This window comes from Providencia xihuensis (genome assembly GCF_041953405.1).
GTDB classification, from domain to species: domain Bacteria; phylum Pseudomonadota; class Gammaproteobacteria; order Enterobacterales; family Enterobacteriaceae; genus Providencia; species Providencia vermicola.
The window spans coordinates 3,203,418-3,220,131 of record NZ_CP169565.1 but is presented as its reverse complement, the minus strand read 5'-3'; the positions used below and the strand labels follow the sequence as shown (position 1 = coordinate 3,220,131).

Here is a 16,714-nt window from a genome sequence, read left to right as displayed (position 1 = left end):
ATTTTAAATATTTAGCATTAAGTGAAGGAATAACCGATGAGTAAAAAAATGTTGTCCCTAAAAACCCGCCGCGCTGGTATTGGGTTGAGTCTTTTGATGGCCGTTAGCACCAGTGGTTATGCGGCCGAGACACCGGTTGCTCCTCAAATCGATGCCAAAGCATATGTCCTGATGGACTACAACAGCGGGAAGATTTTAGCATCAGGCAACCCTGATGAGCGTTTAGACCCAGCCAGTTTAACCAAGATCATGACAAGTTATGTGGTGGGGCAGGCAGTGAAGGCGGGGAAAATAACCACGCAAGATATGGTAACAGTCGGGGAGGATGCATGGGCGACAGGGAATCCTGTCCTGAAAGGCTCTTCGTTGATGTTTTTGAAGCCAAAAGACCGTGTTTCGGTATTGGATTTGAACAAAGGGATTGTTATTCAATCAGGTAATGATGCCAGTATTGCTCTTGCGGACTACGTTGCAGGGAGCCAAGATTCGTTTGTGAGTTTGATGAACCAATATGTTCAACAAATTGGTTTGAAGAACACACATTTTAAAACCGTCCATGGGCTCGATTCTGAAGGGCAATTTAGTACGGCTCGCGACATGGCGTTATTAACACAAGCGATGATCCGCGATGTACCTGATGAATATGCGCTGCATAAAGAAAAAGAATTTACCTTCAACAAAATTCGCCAGCCTAACCGTAACCGTTTGTTATGGAATCAAAATTTAAAAGTGGATGGCGTGAAAACGGGGCACACGAGCGGTGCTGGCCATAATTTAGTGGCGTCAGCAACAGAAGGGGATATGCGTTTGATTTCGGTTGTGCTTGGCGCGCCAAGTGACCGTGTACGTTTTACCGAAAGTGAAAAGTTACTGACTTGGGGTTTCCGTTTTTTCGAAACAGTCACACCAATTAAAGCAGATGCGACATTGAAAAAGCAGCGTGTCTGGTTTGGAGATAGCTCTGAAGTGGCATTAGGCGTGGCGGATGATGTGTCTGTGACTATCCCTAAAGGTCAGTTGAAAAATCTGAAAGTCGATATTCAGATGACCAATGATTCGTTAGAAGCACCATTAGCGAAAAATCAAGCCGTTGGGACGATTAACTTTATTCTTAATGATGAAGTGATTGAGCAGCACCCACTTGTGGCAAAATCAGCGGTTGAAGAAGCGGGATTCTTTGGACGTATTTGGGATTATATTATGAAAACCATTAGTGGCTGGTGGAGTGCAATTTTTGGTTAATTAATCCGCCATGTTTGAATTACGAAAACGCCTGCAACTGCAGGCGTGAGGTTGTTGACAAAGCAGGATAAAAGCGTGGTTTTTCCTGCTTTGTGTTATCAGCCGAAAATCAATAAATTGATTTTCCTAATTTATTTTCAAAACCTATCCAACCTGCCGTCAAACCTTATCGGTTTGTCTGCAGTCTGACGCCTGCAACTGCAGGCGTTTTTTATAAGTTAGTGAATAAATTATTCACAGTGCGCGAGTTTAATTGCTAAACCGCCTTGGGAGGTTTCGCGATATTTAGCGTTAATGTCTTTACCCGTTTCATACATCGTCTCAATGACTTTATCGAGACAAACACGTGGATCACTGACGCGGCGTAATGCCATACGTGCGGCGTTAACGGCTTTAACAGAGGCAATTGCGTTACGTTCAATACAAGGCACTTGAACTTGGCCGCCAACAGGGTCGCAAGTAAGGCCGAGGTTATGCTCCATCGCAATCTCCGCGGCGATGCACACTTGCTCAGGGCTACCACCCATTAATTCAGCAAGCCCAGCGGCCGCCATTGAACAGGCAACGCCCACTTCACCTTGACAACCGACTTCCGCCCCTGAAATGGAGGCATTCATTTTGTATAATGCACCAATCACACCAGAAACTAGGAAATAGCGGGTATAGGAGTTCTCATTCACAGGGCGAATGAATTTATCGTAATAGGCGAGTACCGCAGGAACGATACCACAAGCCCCATTTGTTGGTGCTGTCACTACACGTCCACCCGCAGCGTTCTCTTCATTGACCGCAAGGGCGTACATATTGATCCAATCAATAACTGCCATTGGATCCATGTTGGTGCTATCCGTGGTGACAAGTTGGCGGCGTAACGCGGCTGCACGACGCGGAACACGCAGTGGACCAGGTAATAGGCCTTCCGTAGTGACCCCACGTTCAATGCCTGCTTTCATCACATCCCAAACGGAGGAAAGATATTGTTGGATTTCATCTTTGCTGCGTAATGCTAATTCATTTTGCATGACGAGCGCAGAAAGTGATAACCCCGTTTCTTTGCAATGCTTTTGTAAATCAGCTGCATATTTAAAAGGATAAGGGACTTGAACGGCATTTTCGTCGATTTTACCGAAATGTTCTTCATCAACAATAAATCCGCCGCCAATCGAGTAATAATTTTTGGTATACAGAACGTTATCACCCGCAAATGCGGTGATTGTCATGCCATTTTCATGGAGTGGTAAATTTGTGCTGTGAAAATTCATGCCGCCATCGACAGGGAAATCGACTTCATGTTGCCCTTGAGCAAGTAAAAGTTTACTTGTTTGTTCGACGTTGCGCATAAATGCAGGAATAGCGTCAATATCAATGGTATCGGGTAAGTTACCCGCAAGACCCATGATGATAGCCATATCGGTAGCATGGCCTTTACCTGTCAGGGACAGCGAGCCGTAAACGTCAACGGCTATGCGCGTTGTGTTAGCCAGTAAATTTTGCGCGATAAGGTCATCAACGAATTGTTTGCCCGCTTTCATTGGGCCGACGGTGTGAGAACTTGAAGGGCCGATACCGATTTTGAAGATATCAAATACACTAATCATATTCAGTGCTTCCTTTTGTAGAAAGTCATTGAAATCAGGTAGCTATCATTATTAATAGCTACCTGGGGCTTCAATTAGAAGAATAACTTATATGTCGCCGCAGAGATAGCGACCAGACCCATAATTACGATAAATACATTGCTGATTTTGCCTGAGTATTTACGCATTGCAGGGACTTTACTGATGGCATACATTGGCATCAAGAACAGTAAGATAGCAATAACAGGGCCACCAAGACTTTCGATGATATCCAGAACACCTGGGTTTAATGTCGCAACAATCCAAGTCGTCACTAACATAAAGATAGCGGTGCCGCGGTTTAATTTGCGAATATCGACAGTTTTGCCTTTTGCACGGTATGCACGTTCAACTAAACCATTGAAACCTTCACGAGCACCTAAATAGTGGCCTAAGAATGATTTGATAATAGCAATAAATGCGATGATTGCTGCTGCATATTTGATGAATGGCTGATCAAAATAGCCAGACAGATAGTCAAGGATACTGATGTTTTGTGCTTTTGCTTGCGCAAGGTCAGCTGAAGATAACGTAAACACACAGCTAATCACAAAGAACATGACTGTCAGAACCATCAGGATGTGTGCTGATGCTAAAATACGTGAACATTTTTGTTCTGCTTCATCGCCGTATTCTTCACGTTTTGCGACAGAGAATGCAGAGATAATTGGTGAGTGGTTAAAGGCGAATACCATGACGGGGATGGTTAACCAAATGGTGATCCAAATGCTTTGACCTCCAGTATTTTTGGTAGCTTCTGCGATGCCTTCGAAGGTTAAGGTATTCAGTACATCACCAGACCAGTGCGGGATCATATATAAAGAGAATGCAACCAGCACTGCAATGAATGGGAACACCAGCATACTCATGACTTTAACGATGTATTTTTCACCGAAAGCAACGATAGCCATAACGCCCCCGACCAGAATTAAGGCCAGTAACCAACGTGGTGGTGCACCAACACCTAATAATTCGGTTAAGAATTTATTGACGTTATTGGTGATAGAAACACCATAAACGAGCAGAATAGGATAAATAGCAAAAAAATACAGCAGAGTGATCCAGTTACCCGCGGTACGTCCAAAGTGTTCTTCAACAACTTCAGTGATATCGCCATCTTTTTTAGAACCAGAAAGAACGAAACGTGTTAAGCCACGATGAGCAAAAAATGTCATTGGGAAGGCTAGAACAAGCATCAATAGAACAGGAAGTAATCCGCTCATACCCGCATTAATAGGCAAAAACAGAACACCAGCACCGATAGCTGTACCATATAAACCCAGCATCCATACTGTGTCAGTTTTACGCCAAGCTTTACTGCTCCCTGTTTGCGAGGCTGTTTTGTCGATGGAACCAACTTTAGTTGCATCCATAATAGTCTCCAAAAATAAAAGTCAAAAAATTCATTTTAAGTAACAGCCAAAGGCGTTACTGGGTTTTAATCTTTTGGTACGAATAATCTCTTAATAAAAAGGGCTTTCTTTTACGTAACAATCTGATTGGAAATAAAACTAAAATTTGGACTAAATTCATTTTCAATCAGTTTTGTAATTTTATCAGTTATTTTTAAATCTGGTTTTTGAGGGTGTGAATTTATATTTTACCAGAACAAAATGCCGTGATCATTATCTCAAAAGAGAAATATCCCCTGAGATTGCGTAGAAACATCAGATTTTATAAAATTGTTAATGAAATTTAACTTAAGATTATTTATTGTCATGTTTTTCCTGTTTGGAAAATTCAATTCATTAAAATAAACAAGGGTAGAATAATATTCTGTGAGAAAAATATTATTATATTAATGAATATTTTTGTGTTGTTTGATTTGTAATCTATATTAATCTAATTATTGAGCTGTACTGTGATACTGCTACATAGGATGTATGAATGAGTTTGTTTAACTTATTGATAATCAACTGTTAATTTTAAATTTCAATAATGATTTAGTGAGTGATTAATTAGGCCATTTCGCCCTGATTTTAGGGGCACATATTAATTAATTTTTGTTTTTTTAGATAGTATTTAGTGCACTTTTTTTGCGTCGAAAAAAATAATTAAAAAAGGTAACAAAATATTTGTTACAGAGTTGTTTATTAATTAATTTGATAATTTAAAATTAATTTTATATAACGATAAAAAAATAAAGAGAAAGTTTGATTTGGCGCAATTTTTTAAAAGTGGAAAAGTACTGATGTTTATTGCCACCAGTACTTAAAAAGAAATGATTAAGGTTGGAACCAACCTTTGCGAATGAATGAACCAAAGATGAGATGATAGAGTTGGGTGATTGGTGCTTGGATTTTACTAATGCCAAGTGACCACAAAATTTGAGCTAAACCACAGGCAACGATAGCAAGGATAAATGCGCCTGCCATATCTAAAGGCCAGTGAACACCAAGGTAAATTCGTGACCAAGCAATCACAATGGCAGGGATCATCATCACAAGGCCAACCCAAGTCCGTAGCCAGAATAAGAAAGCAAATGCAAAGGTAAATACGATAGTGCCGTGGTTACTTGGGAATGATGGTGTTGCGTCGTGATCAGAAAAATTAGTGCCGATCTCCATCACAAATGGGCGGTCATGGGGGGCAAAATAGCCAATTAGCCATGAAATAGTAAGCCCTAACACAATGGCAATCGCCGCTTTACAGGCAAAAGCGCGTTGGCGAGTCATGTTTGGCTGGGCACCCCAAAACCAACAAGCAACTGTAAATATTGGGAAAATAAGAACTAAGCGCTTAGCAATTACATTCGCCATCGCAATCGTTCCGCTTGCAGTTTCAGGTGCGGCATTGATCAAGTTAAACAGATCAAGATTGAGTTGTTCCAGCACAGTTTCGTACCTCAGACAGAGAGTGGGTCAGTAAGACAAAGAAAAACAGAGCTTAAAGTCTCAAGCTTCACAGGTAAAGTCCCTTTGTCTTATTATTGATACTATTACGCGACAAATTTACGTGTGGTTTAAGAATTACTCAATAATTATTTCACTCATCTAAAGTTCGATTTGGCGAAAGAAGGGAAAAAAAATGTGGTGGCAAAAACAGATACAGCTGAATGCGCGGGAAAGAGGATTTCATTTAGTCACTGAGGAGATTTTAAGGCAAGTTCCTGAGCTCAGTTCGCTTCGTATTGGGATGATGAATATATTCATTCAACATACCTCTGCCTCATTAACGATTAATGAAAATGCGGATTATACCGTGCGAGAAGACTTTGAGAGCTTCTTCAATAAGGCAGTTCCTGAAAATGAACCTTATTATAAGCATGACTATGAGGGCAGTGATGATATGCCAGCGCACCTGAAAAGTAGCTTACTGGGTGCGAGTTTAACAATCCCAGTGACAAACGGTCGTTTAAATATGGGGACGTGGCAAGGGATTTATTTATGTGAACATCGAAATTTTGGCACAAAGCGCAAAGTAATCATTACATTGCAAGGTGAGGTCGATGGCTAGAAATAGGCAATAAAAAACCCGATAGCATTAAAACAGAGAGTTGGCTATCGGGCTCCTCAATATGGGGACATCAAAGAAAAGCAGTGGCATAAATTAAGACTCCATCTAAAAAGGAAAGTTCTCTTGTTGATGAAAAAAAATGCAATTTAGGGTGGGATTTGACTTAAATAGCACAAAAAGAACAAGCAAAACATATTTCAGCCTAAGTAGTGAGATGTTTTGCTTGTTAATAATCGAAAATTAGAGGGGGTAACTATTTGTAAAGATTTAAATTTTCTTTTGCGTAAGCTTCAAAATCAGTGCAACCACCGATGTGCTTCTCATCAATGAAAATTTGTGGGACAGTTTCCACAGGTTTACCAACAGTTTTAGACAAATCTTCTTTTGAAATACCTTCTGCTTGGATATCGACATAGCGGTAGTCAAAATCTTCACGTTCGTTTTTCAGTTTTTCTGCCAGTTCTTTCGCACGAACACAGTATGGGCAGCCAGGGCGACCAAAAATAACAGTATACATAGTATCTCCTTTTTATCTCAAACTCAGATTCGAGTCACAATGCTCAATACTATGCCTATATAAATTATGAAATAAAAGTCGAATTTTCCTTTTATAGCTATAGGTATGTCATATAATTCGTGAAGTAAAATGCCAAATTACAGTGAAATGGGGGTTGAATGAACAATAAACCACAATCAAAGAGAACCATGCGTTCATTGGCAGACATGCCAAAACCTATCTTAGTCTTAGAAGGTGTTGGGATAGTCCTCTTGATTTTAATCTTACTCACGCTGAATGATTATATTGTTTTGCCTGAGCCACTTATGCACCAAGGGGCGATAGTGACCATTATTATGGTTGCGATTGGGTGTTTGGTCCCTGCAATGATTAATATTGTGTGGCGAGCTATTCATGGGTTAACTTTTTTAGGTATAGATAATAAGCAGTCAGAAAACCCGAGGAATAAAAAAAATAATATTCAAAATGATAAACAGGATGAAAAGCCCGAATAGCCGTGGTTTTGCTGGCATTTTTCTTGGTGATGTGTGAAAATTACCCGCTTTGCGCTGGGGATGTCATTCTCTAGCAAACTGTTTTTGCATTATTATTTTTGAGTTGAAGAAGGTTACTGCCCATGGATTCTATTCGTTACCCTGACATTGCACAATTACGTGAATGGTTAGAACAACTCAAAACGTCTTATTTCGAGTGCGACTCTTGTGCTGCGCTGCATTTACCTCATATGCAAAATATTGAGGGAATTTTTGATGCAAAACTCGATATCGTCAATAATGTGTTGGTATTGTCCGCATTAGCGGAGCTAAAACCCACCGCGATAATTACATTAGTTGCTAATATTAGCCAAATTAACGCGAGTTCATTGACGGCAAAAGTTTTTCTCGAAATAAATGATGAAAACCTGCCAAAGTTAGTGGTTAGCCAGTCATTTTCATTAGAGGCTGGGATGACCTATCGCCAATTCTGCCATTTCCTTCAGCAAGCAGAAGACCAAATTTCAGCGATTGTCTTTGAGATCTTTAGTAATAATTTACTGTATGCAGCTCAAGATGAGTTTAGTGAAGAAGAGGATAATGGCGAGGATGAATCCGAACTTACCCCAGATGATAAACCCGCTATTATTATTCATTAAGTTTTAATTATGCATTGTGAAAAATATATTGCGGGTGAATGCCGTTCTTGCCAATGGTTAGAATTCTCACCTGAGCAACAAATCACCCAAAAGCAGCAGCAACTTTCCGCGTTATTGCCGACAATCGACCCTGCTATTTTTGCCCCACCCGTGACAGGGCCTCAAACAGGCTTTCGTAATAAAGCCAAAATGGTGGTGAGTGGAAGTGTAGAAAGGCCGATTTTAGGTATTATTGGGAAAGATGGCGCAGGTGTCGACTTAACTGGCTGCCCATTATATCCCACTGCATTTTCTGAAGTTTTCAGCGTACTCACACCGTTTATTGCAAAGGCAGGGCTCACACCTTATAACATTGAACGCAGGCGTGGTGAGCTCAAGCACGTGTTGCTAACACAAAGTTGGCACACAGGGCAGTTTATGCTGCGTTTTGTGCTACGCTCAGAGAAAAAACTGGAACAGCTCAAGAATGCTTTACCTTGGTTGCAAGCGCAATTACCACAACTTGGGGTGATCACAGCAAATATTCAGCCAGTGCATATGGCAATACTTGAAGGCGATGAGGAGATTTTCTTAACGGAGCAACACACGCTGCGTGAAGAGTTTAACCAAGTGCCTTTATTTATTCGCCCACAAAGTTTTTTCCAAACGAATCCTGTTGTCGCAGCTAAATTATACCAAACAGCAAGGGCGTGGGTTAACGCATTAGATATTCATAGTATGTGGGATCTGTTTTGTGGTGTAGGTGGCTTTGGATTGCACTGCGCTGAAAAAGATACGCGTTTAACAGGCATTGAAATCAGCGCCCCTGCCATTGCTAGCGCACAACAATCAGCAGATGAAATTGGATTAAAAAATGTTGAGTTTAAAGCCCTTGATTCAACGCATTTTGCCACCGCACATCAAGATATCCCTCAGCTTATTTTAGTTAATCCGCCACGAAGAGGAATTGGTAAGGCATTATGTGATTACCTTTCTCATATGCAGCCCAAATATATCCTTTATTCAAGCTGCAATGCACAGACTATGGCGCAAGATTTACAATTGCTGTCGGGTTATCAAGTGTGTAGGGTGCAGCTGTTTGATTTATTTCCACACACGGCTCATTTTGAAGTACTGACATTGCTAAAGCGAAAGAATAATTAAAAACGAATTTATGAAAAAAAAGCTTGGTGTTTAGCCAAGCTCTTTCTTTAACGTATTGAATTAATTATTAATTTCGGTGTTCGAAAGCAAGTGCTTTGCGTTCGATTAAACGCATTAGAATGGTTAAGATGGCATTAACCACTAAATAAATAATCCCAGCCGCAACAAACGCCATCACATCCCATGTCTGACCAAATACTTGGCTACTGTAACCCATGATGTCTAACATGGTGATCGTACTGGCCAGAGAGGTACTTTTAAACACTAACACCACTTCATTGGAATAAGAGGATAAAGAGCGTTTAAAGGCGTAAGGCAGGATAATGCGCATAGTTTGTACTTTACTCATCCCCAATGCTTGGCATGACTGCCATTGCCCTGATGGAATCGCTTTTACGGCACCGTGGAACAGTAAAGTTGAATAAGCGGCACTGTTTAACGCTAATGCAATCATTGCACAGAACCAAGGTGTTGAAATTAGCTCCCAAAATAGAGGATAGTTTTGCAACGACTTAAACTGGCTCGGGCCATTATAGATTAGGAAAAACTGCACTAATAATGGCGTTCCTGTAAAGATGGTGATATACACCTTCACAATTTGCGAAATGACTTTGGTTTTCAGGGATAAAATTAACGTAAATAATCCCGCTAACAGAAAAGCCACAAGTAACGCACTGAACGTCAGTGATAAACTGGTTGGTAGCCCTGGTAGAATTTTTAGGATCATGTCAATCATTTGGATTCACCTCGTTCAAAGCGCGTAGTTCGCAATTCAATACGCTTTAATACCTGTTGGCTAATCAATGTAATGACAAGGTAAATCAGACCGACGATAACGTACCAAGTAAAAGGTTCGCCAGTACGGTTAACAATAGTTTTTGTCTGTAACATCAAATCGTTCACGCTGATTAAAGACACTAACGCGGTATCTTTTAGCAGAACTAACCATTGGTTCCCTAACCCTGGCAGGGCATGGCGCCACATTTGCGGCATAATAAAACGAAAGAAAATCGTGCGTTTTTTGAGGCCGAGTGCAAAACCTGCTTCCCACTGGCCATAAGGCACTGCTTTGAGTGCGCCTCTTAACGTTTGTGAAGCATAAGAGGCATACAATAGGGCAAGGGCAATGACACCACAAACGAACGGCGTGTAGTCAAATTCGCCGCTATCAGCAAAGAAGATGCTAGGATCAATTTGCACTGTGGTTTGCCAAAAACCGAGGTTAATATCAAACCCATCCCCGAGTAGGTTGATAAGCTGTAATGTCCCAAAATAGACGAATAGGACGACCAGCAGTTCAGGTAACCCACGGATTAGCGTCACCCAGCACGTGCCTAAAAAGGCAATTGGCTTAAAGCGGACAGACTCCCATGCGGTAAATAGCATGGCAAGAATTAAACCCAAGATTAGGGCAGAAACAGCAAGGCCGACGGTGATACCGGCGGCACTTGTTAAAAATAGAAGGTTGTTCATTAATTATATCGATTACTGTTGAAACCATTTTTTGTGGATAGCATCATAAGTGCCGTCAGCTTTAACTTCTGCTAAGGCTTTATTCATTTTATCCAACAACTCTTTATTTCCTTTACGCACTGCGATACCTAAACCGATACCGAAGTATTGTGGATCGGTAACTTTCTCACCTACAGCGGCTAAGTTTTCGTTGCCTTTGGTTTTTAACCATTCGTCAGCAACGGCAGTGTCACCGAATACAGCATCAATACGGCCATTTTGCAGGTCTAAAACCGCAGATTGGTAGTTATCATAAGGCACAGTGGTCATGCCTTTATGTTGTTCCATGATATATTTTTGGTGTGTGGTTCCGTTTTGGACGCCGATTCTTTTGTCTTTCAGCTGGTCAACGGAGCTAATTTTTTCTTTCACTGCAATAAATTCTGCAGAGTTAGGGTAATAAGTTTCGGTGAAGTCTACTTGTTGTTGACGCTCAGGGGTAATGTCGATACCTGCCATTAATGCTTCAAAACGACGAAATTTCAGGCTGGGAATTAAGCTATCGAAAGATTGGTGAGTAAATGTACAGGTCGCATTCATTTTTTCACACATCGCATTAGCTAAATCAACGTCAAAACCGACGATTTGATTGTTTTTATCAAACATTTCAAACGGCGCGTAAGTTGCTTCAGTTGCAAAACGAATGGTTTCTTTTTCCGCAGCAGTTGCCGATAGGGCTACAGCGCCCAGCAGCGCAGCTAATATAATTTTTTTCATTGCTTAATCCTATATCTATTAATGTGACAGATAATTTGCAAAGGCGTCAGTTTGAGGTGCTGAGAAACGACTAGCATCTCCCTGTTCTACGATATGGCCGTTTTCCATATACACCACACGGCTAGCGGTTTTGCGAGCAATCTCCACTTCGTGAGTGACGATCACTTGCGTAATACCTGTCGCAGACAATTCACGAATAATATCGACAACTTGAGCCGTAATTTCTGGGTCAAGCGCTGCGGTTGGTTCATCAAATAATAGAACCTTAGGTTCCATCATGAGTGCCCGTGCAATCGCCACACGTTGTTGTTGACCACCTGATAAATGCAGTGGATAACGGTCTGCAAATTGAGATAAACGTAAACGGTCTAAAAGCTTAGCGGCTTTTGCATGTGCTTCTTGCTTCGATAATTTTAATACACGGCATGGGGCTTCAATTAAGTTGTCCATCACACTAAGATGCGGCCATAAATTATATTGTTGGAATACCATGCCAACATTTTGGCGTAAGTCACGAATAGACTTTGCATCTGGTGTCGATGAAAAATCAAATTGCTGCCCAGCAATATTCAAATGACCTGAACGTGGCATCTCTAATAAATTGAGAACACGTAATAGCGAACTTTTACCTGCACCACTTGGCCCGAGTAATACCATAGTCTCACCAGCAGAGCACTCTAGATTGATATCAAAGAGTGCCTGATGGGAACCATAGAAACAGTTGATGTTTTTTAATTGAATGCTCATGCTTACCAATAATATCCTTTTTAACTACCAGCGATATTAATCCTGTAAGCATATTTATGCAATAATTTCTGCATAAAAAATTGGTTTTTACACTGAAATTAGTCAGATTTTTCGGTTGGATGATCTGTTTGCTGTTGTTTGGCGAGTTGTTTATCTCGTTCAAACGCGAGGTCGCTAATGCGTTTTGCCATTCCTTTAAAGATAAAAAGATGGGCTGGCATCATAGCAAACCAATAGAGTAGACCGCAAAAACCCGCAGGGTGCCACCAAGCGCGCACATCTATAGAGCGTCGGCTGCCGCTATCGTGGATAGTAAAGGTTAAACGCCCCAGCCCAGGGGCTTTCATACCAAACAGTAAACTGAGTTGTTTGTTCGGCTCAAGGTTAATCACTCGCCAGCCATCAACTTCATCGCCAAGTTGCAAGTATTCTCTGTCGGGGCGACCATATTTGACTTTATTCAACATCATGTCATCCATGATGGCACGGGTTTTCCATAGGCCATTGGCGTAGAAATAACCATCTTTGCCCCCAATTTGTTGTATGGTATGCCATAGCGATTCTGAGCTCGCTGTTGTGCCAAGGGTTGACCCCGCTTGTTTGGGATAATAGCCATAGCCTGGGCGCCAGCGTTTTCTTACTTCAGGGTCATAACCCCAATCAGCATTGTCTATCGCATCTGCTTCCTCAGCTAATGTGGTTCTTACTGCATCATCAAAGGAAATTAGCGTTTGTGGAATAAGTTCTCGTAGTGCTTTATCGTTAGCGGGAAGGTCGTGTTGTAGTCCTTGAATTAGCTCTTTTGCAATAGTCGGTGGCACCGAGGTAATCAAGCTAATAAAATGCACCGAAATCATGCTAATAGGAATAGGAATCGGGATCAGCAAGCGGCGTTTACCACTAACTTTGATAAATCGTTTGAATAGTTCTTGATAGCTAATAAACTCAGGACCGCCTGCATCAAATATGCGGTTTTCATTTGTTGGTGTTTTGGCGAGCTGAGTTAAGTAATATAGGATATTCGACAATGCAATAGGCGATGATTTAGAGCGTACCCAGCGCGGAGGCGTTAGAATCGCTAAGTTGTACACCATATCCCGCATAATTTCGAAGGCTGCAGAACCAGACCCAACAATAATTGAAGAGCGAATCTCAGTAACAGGAATATTGCTTTCACGCAGGATGTCCCCGGTTAAGCGCCTGGCTATCAGGTGCGGGGAATAGGTGTGGCCATGTTGTAATGCGCTGAGATAAATAACGTGTTTAACATCTGAACCTTCGAGAGCTTGTTGAACATTACGCGCAGCGCTACGCTCACGCTCAATAAGATTAGCTTGGTCAGCCATGCTGTGCACAAGGAAATAGACAATATCGATTTCCTTCATGACATCTTTTAAAGTCTCAGGATCATGTAAGTCAACAAAGATACAGCGAGTATCTTGCCAGCCTTGAGAAAGCATCCAATCAACACGACGTGCAGCCGCAGTAACGTCATAACCTTGTTCAATCAGTTGGGGGATAAGATTCTGACCAATATAGCCGCTAGCGCCCAACACTAAAACACGTTGTTTTTCTGTCATGTTAATTTCCTGTTTCACGCAAATTAACGGCTATTGTGACTGAAATTTTACCTATGTAAAGAAGGCCATAAGAATTGGCGTAATAAGACTCAGTACGAAGCCATGAACAATCGCGGCAGGCACAATCGAAACACCGCCACTGCGTTGCAAAACAGGAAGGGTGAAGTCCATGGATGTTGAGCCACAAATGCCCAATGCCGTTGAACGGTAGCGATTGATAATGATAGGGATCAACATGATCGCGGCTAGCTCGCGGGCTAGGTCATTAAAAAAGGCTGCGCTCCCCATCACAGGGCCATAGGCATCAGTTAACACGATCCCTGTGAGTGAATACCAACCAAAGCCCGATGCGAGAGCTAGCCCCATTTTAACGGGTAAGCCCAGTAATAATGCCGCCAGCGCTCCTCCCGCTAATGCACTGATTCCCATCACAAAGGCAATGGTTGTCCCGCGGCGATTAATTAAAATTTGTTTAATGCTCATTCCGCTGTTGCGTAATTGAATGCCGACTAATAATAGCAGGAGCATTAGAGCAATCTGGCTACCCTTATCCGCATAATGCAGAAAATCAAAACCTGTTAAGCCCACTATAAAGCCTAAAAGCAGGACGCCACACAATTGTAGAGATTCAAGCACCATTTTAATGCGTGACGGCGGTTTTTCTTGCTTATGTTGTGGAATTTTCCACGGATCTAACTTATCGAGTAATAACAGTGAGATAATATTAAGTGAAAAAATACAAGCAAAGAAGGTAATGGCGTAAATGAGAATAGAAAAGAGGTGTTCACTTAAGTTTTCAAGCAGTGCGAGGGTGATCCCCATTAAAAATAAAATCACATACACCATTGAATTTAATGATTGATGCACACGGTGAAGAATTTGTTTGTTTTTAATAGGAATAAGATAACCGAGAGTTAACGGTAGAAGAATAATTAAGAGTCCTGAATACATCGCCGCATCCTTAGTGGTTATCCCATCAATATAATCAATGAGTTATATTTGTTTTTTTATTTTCGTTATGTGAAATTTAACTCGCCGTGCTAATGCATTTTTTTTCGATAAAATTTTATTATTGGTGACTGAGTGAAAAATAGGTCAAAAATACTAAAAAAGAAAGTTTTACTATTTTATAACACTGCTATTGCTAGCTCAACTCAGTTGGCAATTTTGTCACAAAGATTTTTTATTTTGCAGACATACTTATAGTAAAACCATGGGTTAATCGATAAGCTCTAAATGTGCGTTTTGTCAGCACCATTATTGATAATTTGAATGCAAATTGACGAGTTCAGAGTATATTAAAGAAAATATGACAAGGAGTGAGATATGTATCTGGAACGTGTTGAGATATACGGATTTAGAGGGATCAACCGCCTTTCCTTAGAACTCAATAACAGTACTGTTTTGATCGGGGAAAACTCATGGGGTAAATCCAGTCTTCTTGATGCGCTCGATTTGCTTCTCTCACCAGAACATCAAGATTACCAATTTAATCTGCACGATTTTCATCACCCCACAGGGGACAACGCTTCCCGTTATCGGTCATTGCAAATTGTTTTAAAATTTTGTGAAAGGCATAAAGGCCGCCACCAATCTTATCGTTTTCATAATCTTAGCTCAGTTTGGGTTGATAATGGTGATGATCTAAAACATATTTTTTATCGAGTGAGTGCTGAGCTGCGAGATGACAATACGATTGCGGTGGATAAAAGCTTTTTAAATTCAGGGGGAAATAAGCTTTCTCTGGACAATGTGGGTAAGTATATCAAAGAGATTATTCGATTATACCCTGTTATTCGCCTGCGTGATGCGCGTTTTTTACAAACCCTCAACCCTGAAACCATCGTCGTTGGTGAAAAAGAGTTTCGTGATGCATTTAATATACGTATCAAAGAATTAACCAGTGCTCTAGTGAATAATCCAGAACGTTTAAGTGATGATGAATTAAGTGACGGTGTAGACGCCATGCAGCAGTTATTAAGTCACTATTTTTCAGGGCAAAGTGCCCATATGATCAAGCTTAATGACAATATGGTGAATATTGAGCCGCGCAAGCAAGGCTGGAAAGCGTTGGATAACATCAGCCGTTTGATTGCAAAACCTAATCAACGAAATATTCGTTTGATTATCTTGGGGATGTTTTCTTCTTTATTACAATCCAAAGGCAATATTCATTTAGATAAACACGCCCGCCCGCTCATTATTGTTGAAGACCCCGAAACTCGCCTGCATCCGATTATGCTGTCGATTGCATGGGGATTACTAAGCTTGTTTGCGCTGCAACGGATTACCACGACAAATTCAGGGGAGTTACTTTCTCAAGCTCCTCTTGAAGACTTATGTCGTTTAGTACGTGATACTAATAAAGTTTCTGCTTATCGTTTAACGCCAAATGATCTCAGTACAGAAGAATTGCGAAAAATTTCGTTTCATATTCGTTTTAATCGACCATCATCATTATTTGCACGTTGTTGGTTATTAGTTGAAGGCGAAACAGAGATTTGGCTAATGAGTGAATTTGCTCGCCAATGTCACTACTATTTTGAAACCGAAGGAATTAAAGTTATTGCGTTTGCACAAAGTGGCTTGAAACCACTATTAAAATTTGCCAATAAAATGGGAATTGAATGGCATGTTTTAACCGATGGCGACGAGGCAGGGCGTAAATATGCTGCAACTGCGACCCACTATGCGAATAAGATCAATTCACCCGATAGGGATCGCTTAACCATGCTCACTGCGCCAGATATGGAACATTTCCTATATCGTGAGGGGTTTAAAAGCCTTTATCATGAAATTGCTGACATACCAGAAAATGCACGGGTGTCGACACGCCGTGTGATTATTAAAGCGATTTCCCGAACGTCAAAGCCTGACTTAGCGTTGGCTACGGTGAACCGTTCTGCAGAACTGGGCCCTGATAGCATTCCATTACAGCTAAAAAGTATGTTTTCTCGGGTAGCATGGTTAGCGAGGGGGAAAGCGTATTGATAACGAAAGTGAATATATTGTTGATTGAATATTTATAGATAGCGGGTGTTTATCTATAGTA

16 protein-coding genes are annotated in these 16,714 nt (G+C 41.1%); 6 read left to right on the top strand and 10 right to left on the bottom strand.

Features of this window, described 5'->3' with window-relative positions:
• Positions 1 to 36 precede the first annotated feature (36 nt).
• Positions 37 to 1,242: a serine hydrolase gene (locus tag ACE2AL_RS14465; protein WP_206085417.1), complete on the top strand. Its 1,206-nt coding sequence runs from the start codon at positions 37 to 39 to the stop codon at positions 1,240 to 1,242.
• A 230-nt stretch (positions 1,243 to 1,472) separates the two neighbouring features.
• Here ACE2AL_RS14465 and ACE2AL_RS14460 read toward each other — a convergent pair whose 3' ends face one another.
• The 3 genes from ACE2AL_RS14460 to ybjG all read right to left on the bottom strand — a co-directional run bounded on the left by ACE2AL_RS14460 (position 1,473) and on the right by ybjG (position 5,692).
• On the bottom strand, positions 1,473 to 2,840 hold the full coding sequence (locus tag ACE2AL_RS14460) for an L-serine ammonia-lyase (RefSeq protein ID WP_375083631.1): 1,368 nt from the start codon (positions 2,838 to 2,840) through the stop codon (positions 1,473 to 1,475).
• Between the two features lie 74 nt (positions 2,841 to 2,914).
• The gene (locus tag ACE2AL_RS14455) at positions 2,915 to 4,231 is read right to left on the bottom strand and encodes a serine/threonine transporter (protein WP_206085419.1); all 1,317 of its coding nucleotides are present in this window, start codon (positions 4,229 to 4,231) and stop codon (positions 2,915 to 2,917) included.
• 852 nt (positions 4,232 to 5,083) lie between these two features.
• The gene (ybjG, locus tag ACE2AL_RS14450; protein ID WP_375083630.1) at positions 5,084 to 5,692 is read right to left on the bottom strand and encodes an undecaprenyl-diphosphate phosphatase; all 609 of its coding nucleotides are present in this window, start codon (positions 5,690 to 5,692) and stop codon (positions 5,084 to 5,086) included.
• Between the two features lie 193 nt (positions 5,693 to 5,885).
• Here ybjG and ACE2AL_RS14445 point away from each other — a divergent pair, with 193 nt between their 5' ends.
• The gene (locus tag ACE2AL_RS14445; protein ID WP_206085421.1) at positions 5,886 to 6,314 is read left to right on the top strand and encodes a secondary thiamine-phosphate synthase enzyme YjbQ; all 429 of its coding nucleotides are present in this window, start codon (positions 5,886 to 5,888) and stop codon (positions 6,312 to 6,314) included.
• Between the two features lie 253 nt (positions 6,315 to 6,567).
• Here the strand turns inward: ACE2AL_RS14445 and ACE2AL_RS14440 are convergent, their stop codons facing one another.
• Positions 6,568 to 6,831: a GrxA family glutaredoxin gene (locus ACE2AL_RS14440; RefSeq protein WP_047756603.1), complete on the bottom strand. Its 264-nt coding sequence runs from the start codon at positions 6,829 to 6,831 to the stop codon at positions 6,568 to 6,570.
• 158 nt (positions 6,832 to 6,989) lie between these two features.
• Here ACE2AL_RS14440 and ACE2AL_RS14435 point away from each other — a divergent pair, with 158 nt between their 5' ends.
• The 3 genes from ACE2AL_RS14435 to rlmC all read left to right on the top strand — a co-directional run bounded on the left by ACE2AL_RS14435 (position 6,990) and on the right by rlmC (position 9,106).
• Entirely contained in the window at positions 6,990 to 7,325 is a 336-nt protein-coding gene (locus tag ACE2AL_RS14435) for a YbjC family protein (RefSeq protein WP_349415413.1), read from the top strand.
• A gap of 122 nt (positions 7,326 to 7,447) precedes the next feature.
• Positions 7,448 to 7,963 (top strand): YbjN domain-containing protein, encoded by a 516-nt coding sequence (locus ACE2AL_RS14430; RefSeq protein ID WP_206085423.1) that lies wholly within the window; start codon positions 7,448 to 7,450, stop codon positions 7,961 to 7,963.
• A 9-nt stretch (positions 7,964 to 7,972) separates the two neighbouring features.
• Positions 7,973 to 9,106, top strand: a complete 1,134-nt coding sequence (gene rlmC / locus ACE2AL_RS14425) for a 23S rRNA (uracil(747)-C(5))-methyltransferase RlmC (RefSeq protein WP_349415412.1) — start codon at positions 7,973 to 7,975, stop codon at positions 9,104 to 9,106.
• A 67-nt stretch (positions 9,107 to 9,173) separates the two neighbouring features.
• Here the strand turns inward: rlmC and artM are convergent, their stop codons facing one another.
• From artM to ACE2AL_RS14395, 6 genes are all read right to left on the bottom strand, one after another.
• Positions 9,174 to 9,842: an arginine ABC transporter permease ArtM gene (gene artM / locus ACE2AL_RS14420; protein ID WP_206085425.1), complete on the bottom strand. Its 669-nt coding sequence runs from the start codon at positions 9,840 to 9,842 to the stop codon at positions 9,174 to 9,176.
• The gene (gene artQ / locus ACE2AL_RS14415) at positions 9,839 to 10,579 is read right to left on the bottom strand and encodes an arginine ABC transporter permease ArtQ (RefSeq protein WP_047756239.1); all 741 of its coding nucleotides are present in this window, start codon (positions 10,577 to 10,579) and stop codon (positions 9,839 to 9,841) included. Before artQ ends, artM begins: the two co-directional genes overlap by 4 nt.
• Positions 10,580 to 10,591: 12 nt before the next feature.
• Positions 10,592 to 11,335: an arginine ABC transporter substrate-binding protein gene (gene artJ, locus ACE2AL_RS14410; RefSeq protein WP_206085426.1), complete on the bottom strand. Its 744-nt coding sequence runs from the start codon at positions 11,333 to 11,335 to the stop codon at positions 10,592 to 10,594.
• A gap of 18 nt (positions 11,336 to 11,353) precedes the next feature.
• Complete coding sequence (gene artP / locus ACE2AL_RS14405; RefSeq protein ID WP_206085427.1) at positions 11,354 to 12,082, bottom strand: arginine ABC transporter ATP-binding protein ArtP; 729 nt, start codon at positions 12,080 to 12,082, stop codon at positions 11,354 to 11,356.
• Positions 12,083 to 12,180: 98 nt separating this feature from the next.
• The gene (locus ACE2AL_RS14400; protein ID WP_206085428.1) at positions 12,181 to 13,662 is read right to left on the bottom strand and encodes a DUF2867 domain-containing protein; all 1,482 of its coding nucleotides are present in this window, start codon (positions 13,660 to 13,662) and stop codon (positions 12,181 to 12,183) included.
• 51 nt (positions 13,663 to 13,713) lie between these two features.
• Entirely contained in the window at positions 13,714 to 14,613 is a 900-nt protein-coding gene (locus ACE2AL_RS14395) for a lysine exporter LysO family protein (protein WP_206085429.1), read from the bottom strand.
• A 375-nt stretch (positions 14,614 to 14,988) separates the two neighbouring features.
• Here ACE2AL_RS14395 and ACE2AL_RS14390 point away from each other — a divergent pair, with 375 nt between their 5' ends.
• A complete protein-coding gene (locus ACE2AL_RS14390; RefSeq protein WP_206085430.1) occupies positions 14,989 to 16,653 on the top strand; it encodes an ATP-dependent endonuclease in 1,665 nt (554 codons plus the stop codon).
• Positions 16,654 to 16,714 lie beyond the last annotated feature (61 nt).

Bases quoted from the DNA above. Each gene is read 5' to 3' on its own strand.
- ACE2AL_RS14465 (WP_206085417.1), top strand. From the start codon at position 37: ATGAGTAAAAAAATGTTGTCCCTAAAAACCCGCCGCGCTGGTATTGGG.
- ACE2AL_RS14460 (WP_375083631.1), bottom strand. From the start codon at position 2,840: ATGATTAGTGTATTTGATATCTTCAAAATCGGTATCGGCCCTTCAAGT.
- ACE2AL_RS14455 (WP_206085419.1), bottom strand. From the start codon at position 4,231: ATGGATGCAACTAAAGTTGGTTCCATCGACAAAACAGCCTCGCAAACA.
- ACE2AL_RS14445 (WP_206085421.1), top strand. From the start codon at position 5,886: ATGTGGTGGCAAAAACAGATACAGCTGAATGCGCGGGAAAGAGGATTT.
- ACE2AL_RS14440 (WP_047756603.1), bottom strand. From the start codon at position 6,831: ATGTATACTGTTATTTTTGGTCGCCCTGGCTGCCCATACTGTGTTCGT.
- ACE2AL_RS14435 (WP_349415413.1), top strand. From the start codon at position 6,990: ATGAACAATAAACCACAATCAAAGAGAACCATGCGTTCATTGGCAGAC.
- ACE2AL_RS14430 (WP_206085423.1), top strand. From the start codon at position 7,448: ATGGATTCTATTCGTTACCCTGACATTGCACAATTACGTGAATGGTTA.
- rlmC (WP_349415412.1), top strand. From the start codon at position 7,973: ATGCATTGTGAAAAATATATTGCGGGTGAATGCCGTTCTTGCCAATGG.
- artM (WP_206085425.1), bottom strand. From the start codon at position 9,842: ATGATTGACATGATCCTAAAAATTCTACCAGGGCTACCAACCAGTTTA.
- artQ (WP_047756239.1), bottom strand. From the start codon at position 10,579: ATGAACAACCTTCTATTTTTAACAAGTGCCGCCGGTATCACCGTCGGC.
- artJ (WP_206085426.1), bottom strand. From the start codon at position 11,335: ATGAAAAAAATTATATTAGCTGCGCTGCTGGGCGCTGTAGCCCTATCG.
- artP (WP_206085427.1), bottom strand. From the start codon at position 12,082: ATGAGCATTCAATTAAAAAACATCAACTGTTTCTATGGTTCCCATCAG.
- ACE2AL_RS14400 (WP_206085428.1), bottom strand. From the start codon at position 13,662: ATGACAGAAAAACAACGTGTTTTAGTGTTGGGCGCTAGCGGCTATATT.
- ACE2AL_RS14395 (WP_206085429.1), bottom strand. From the start codon at position 14,613: ATGTATTCAGGACTCTTAATTATTCTTCTACCGTTAACTCTCGGTTAT.
- ACE2AL_RS14390 (WP_206085430.1), top strand. From the start codon at position 14,989: ATGTATCTGGAACGTGTTGAGATATACGGATTTAGAGGGATCAACCGC.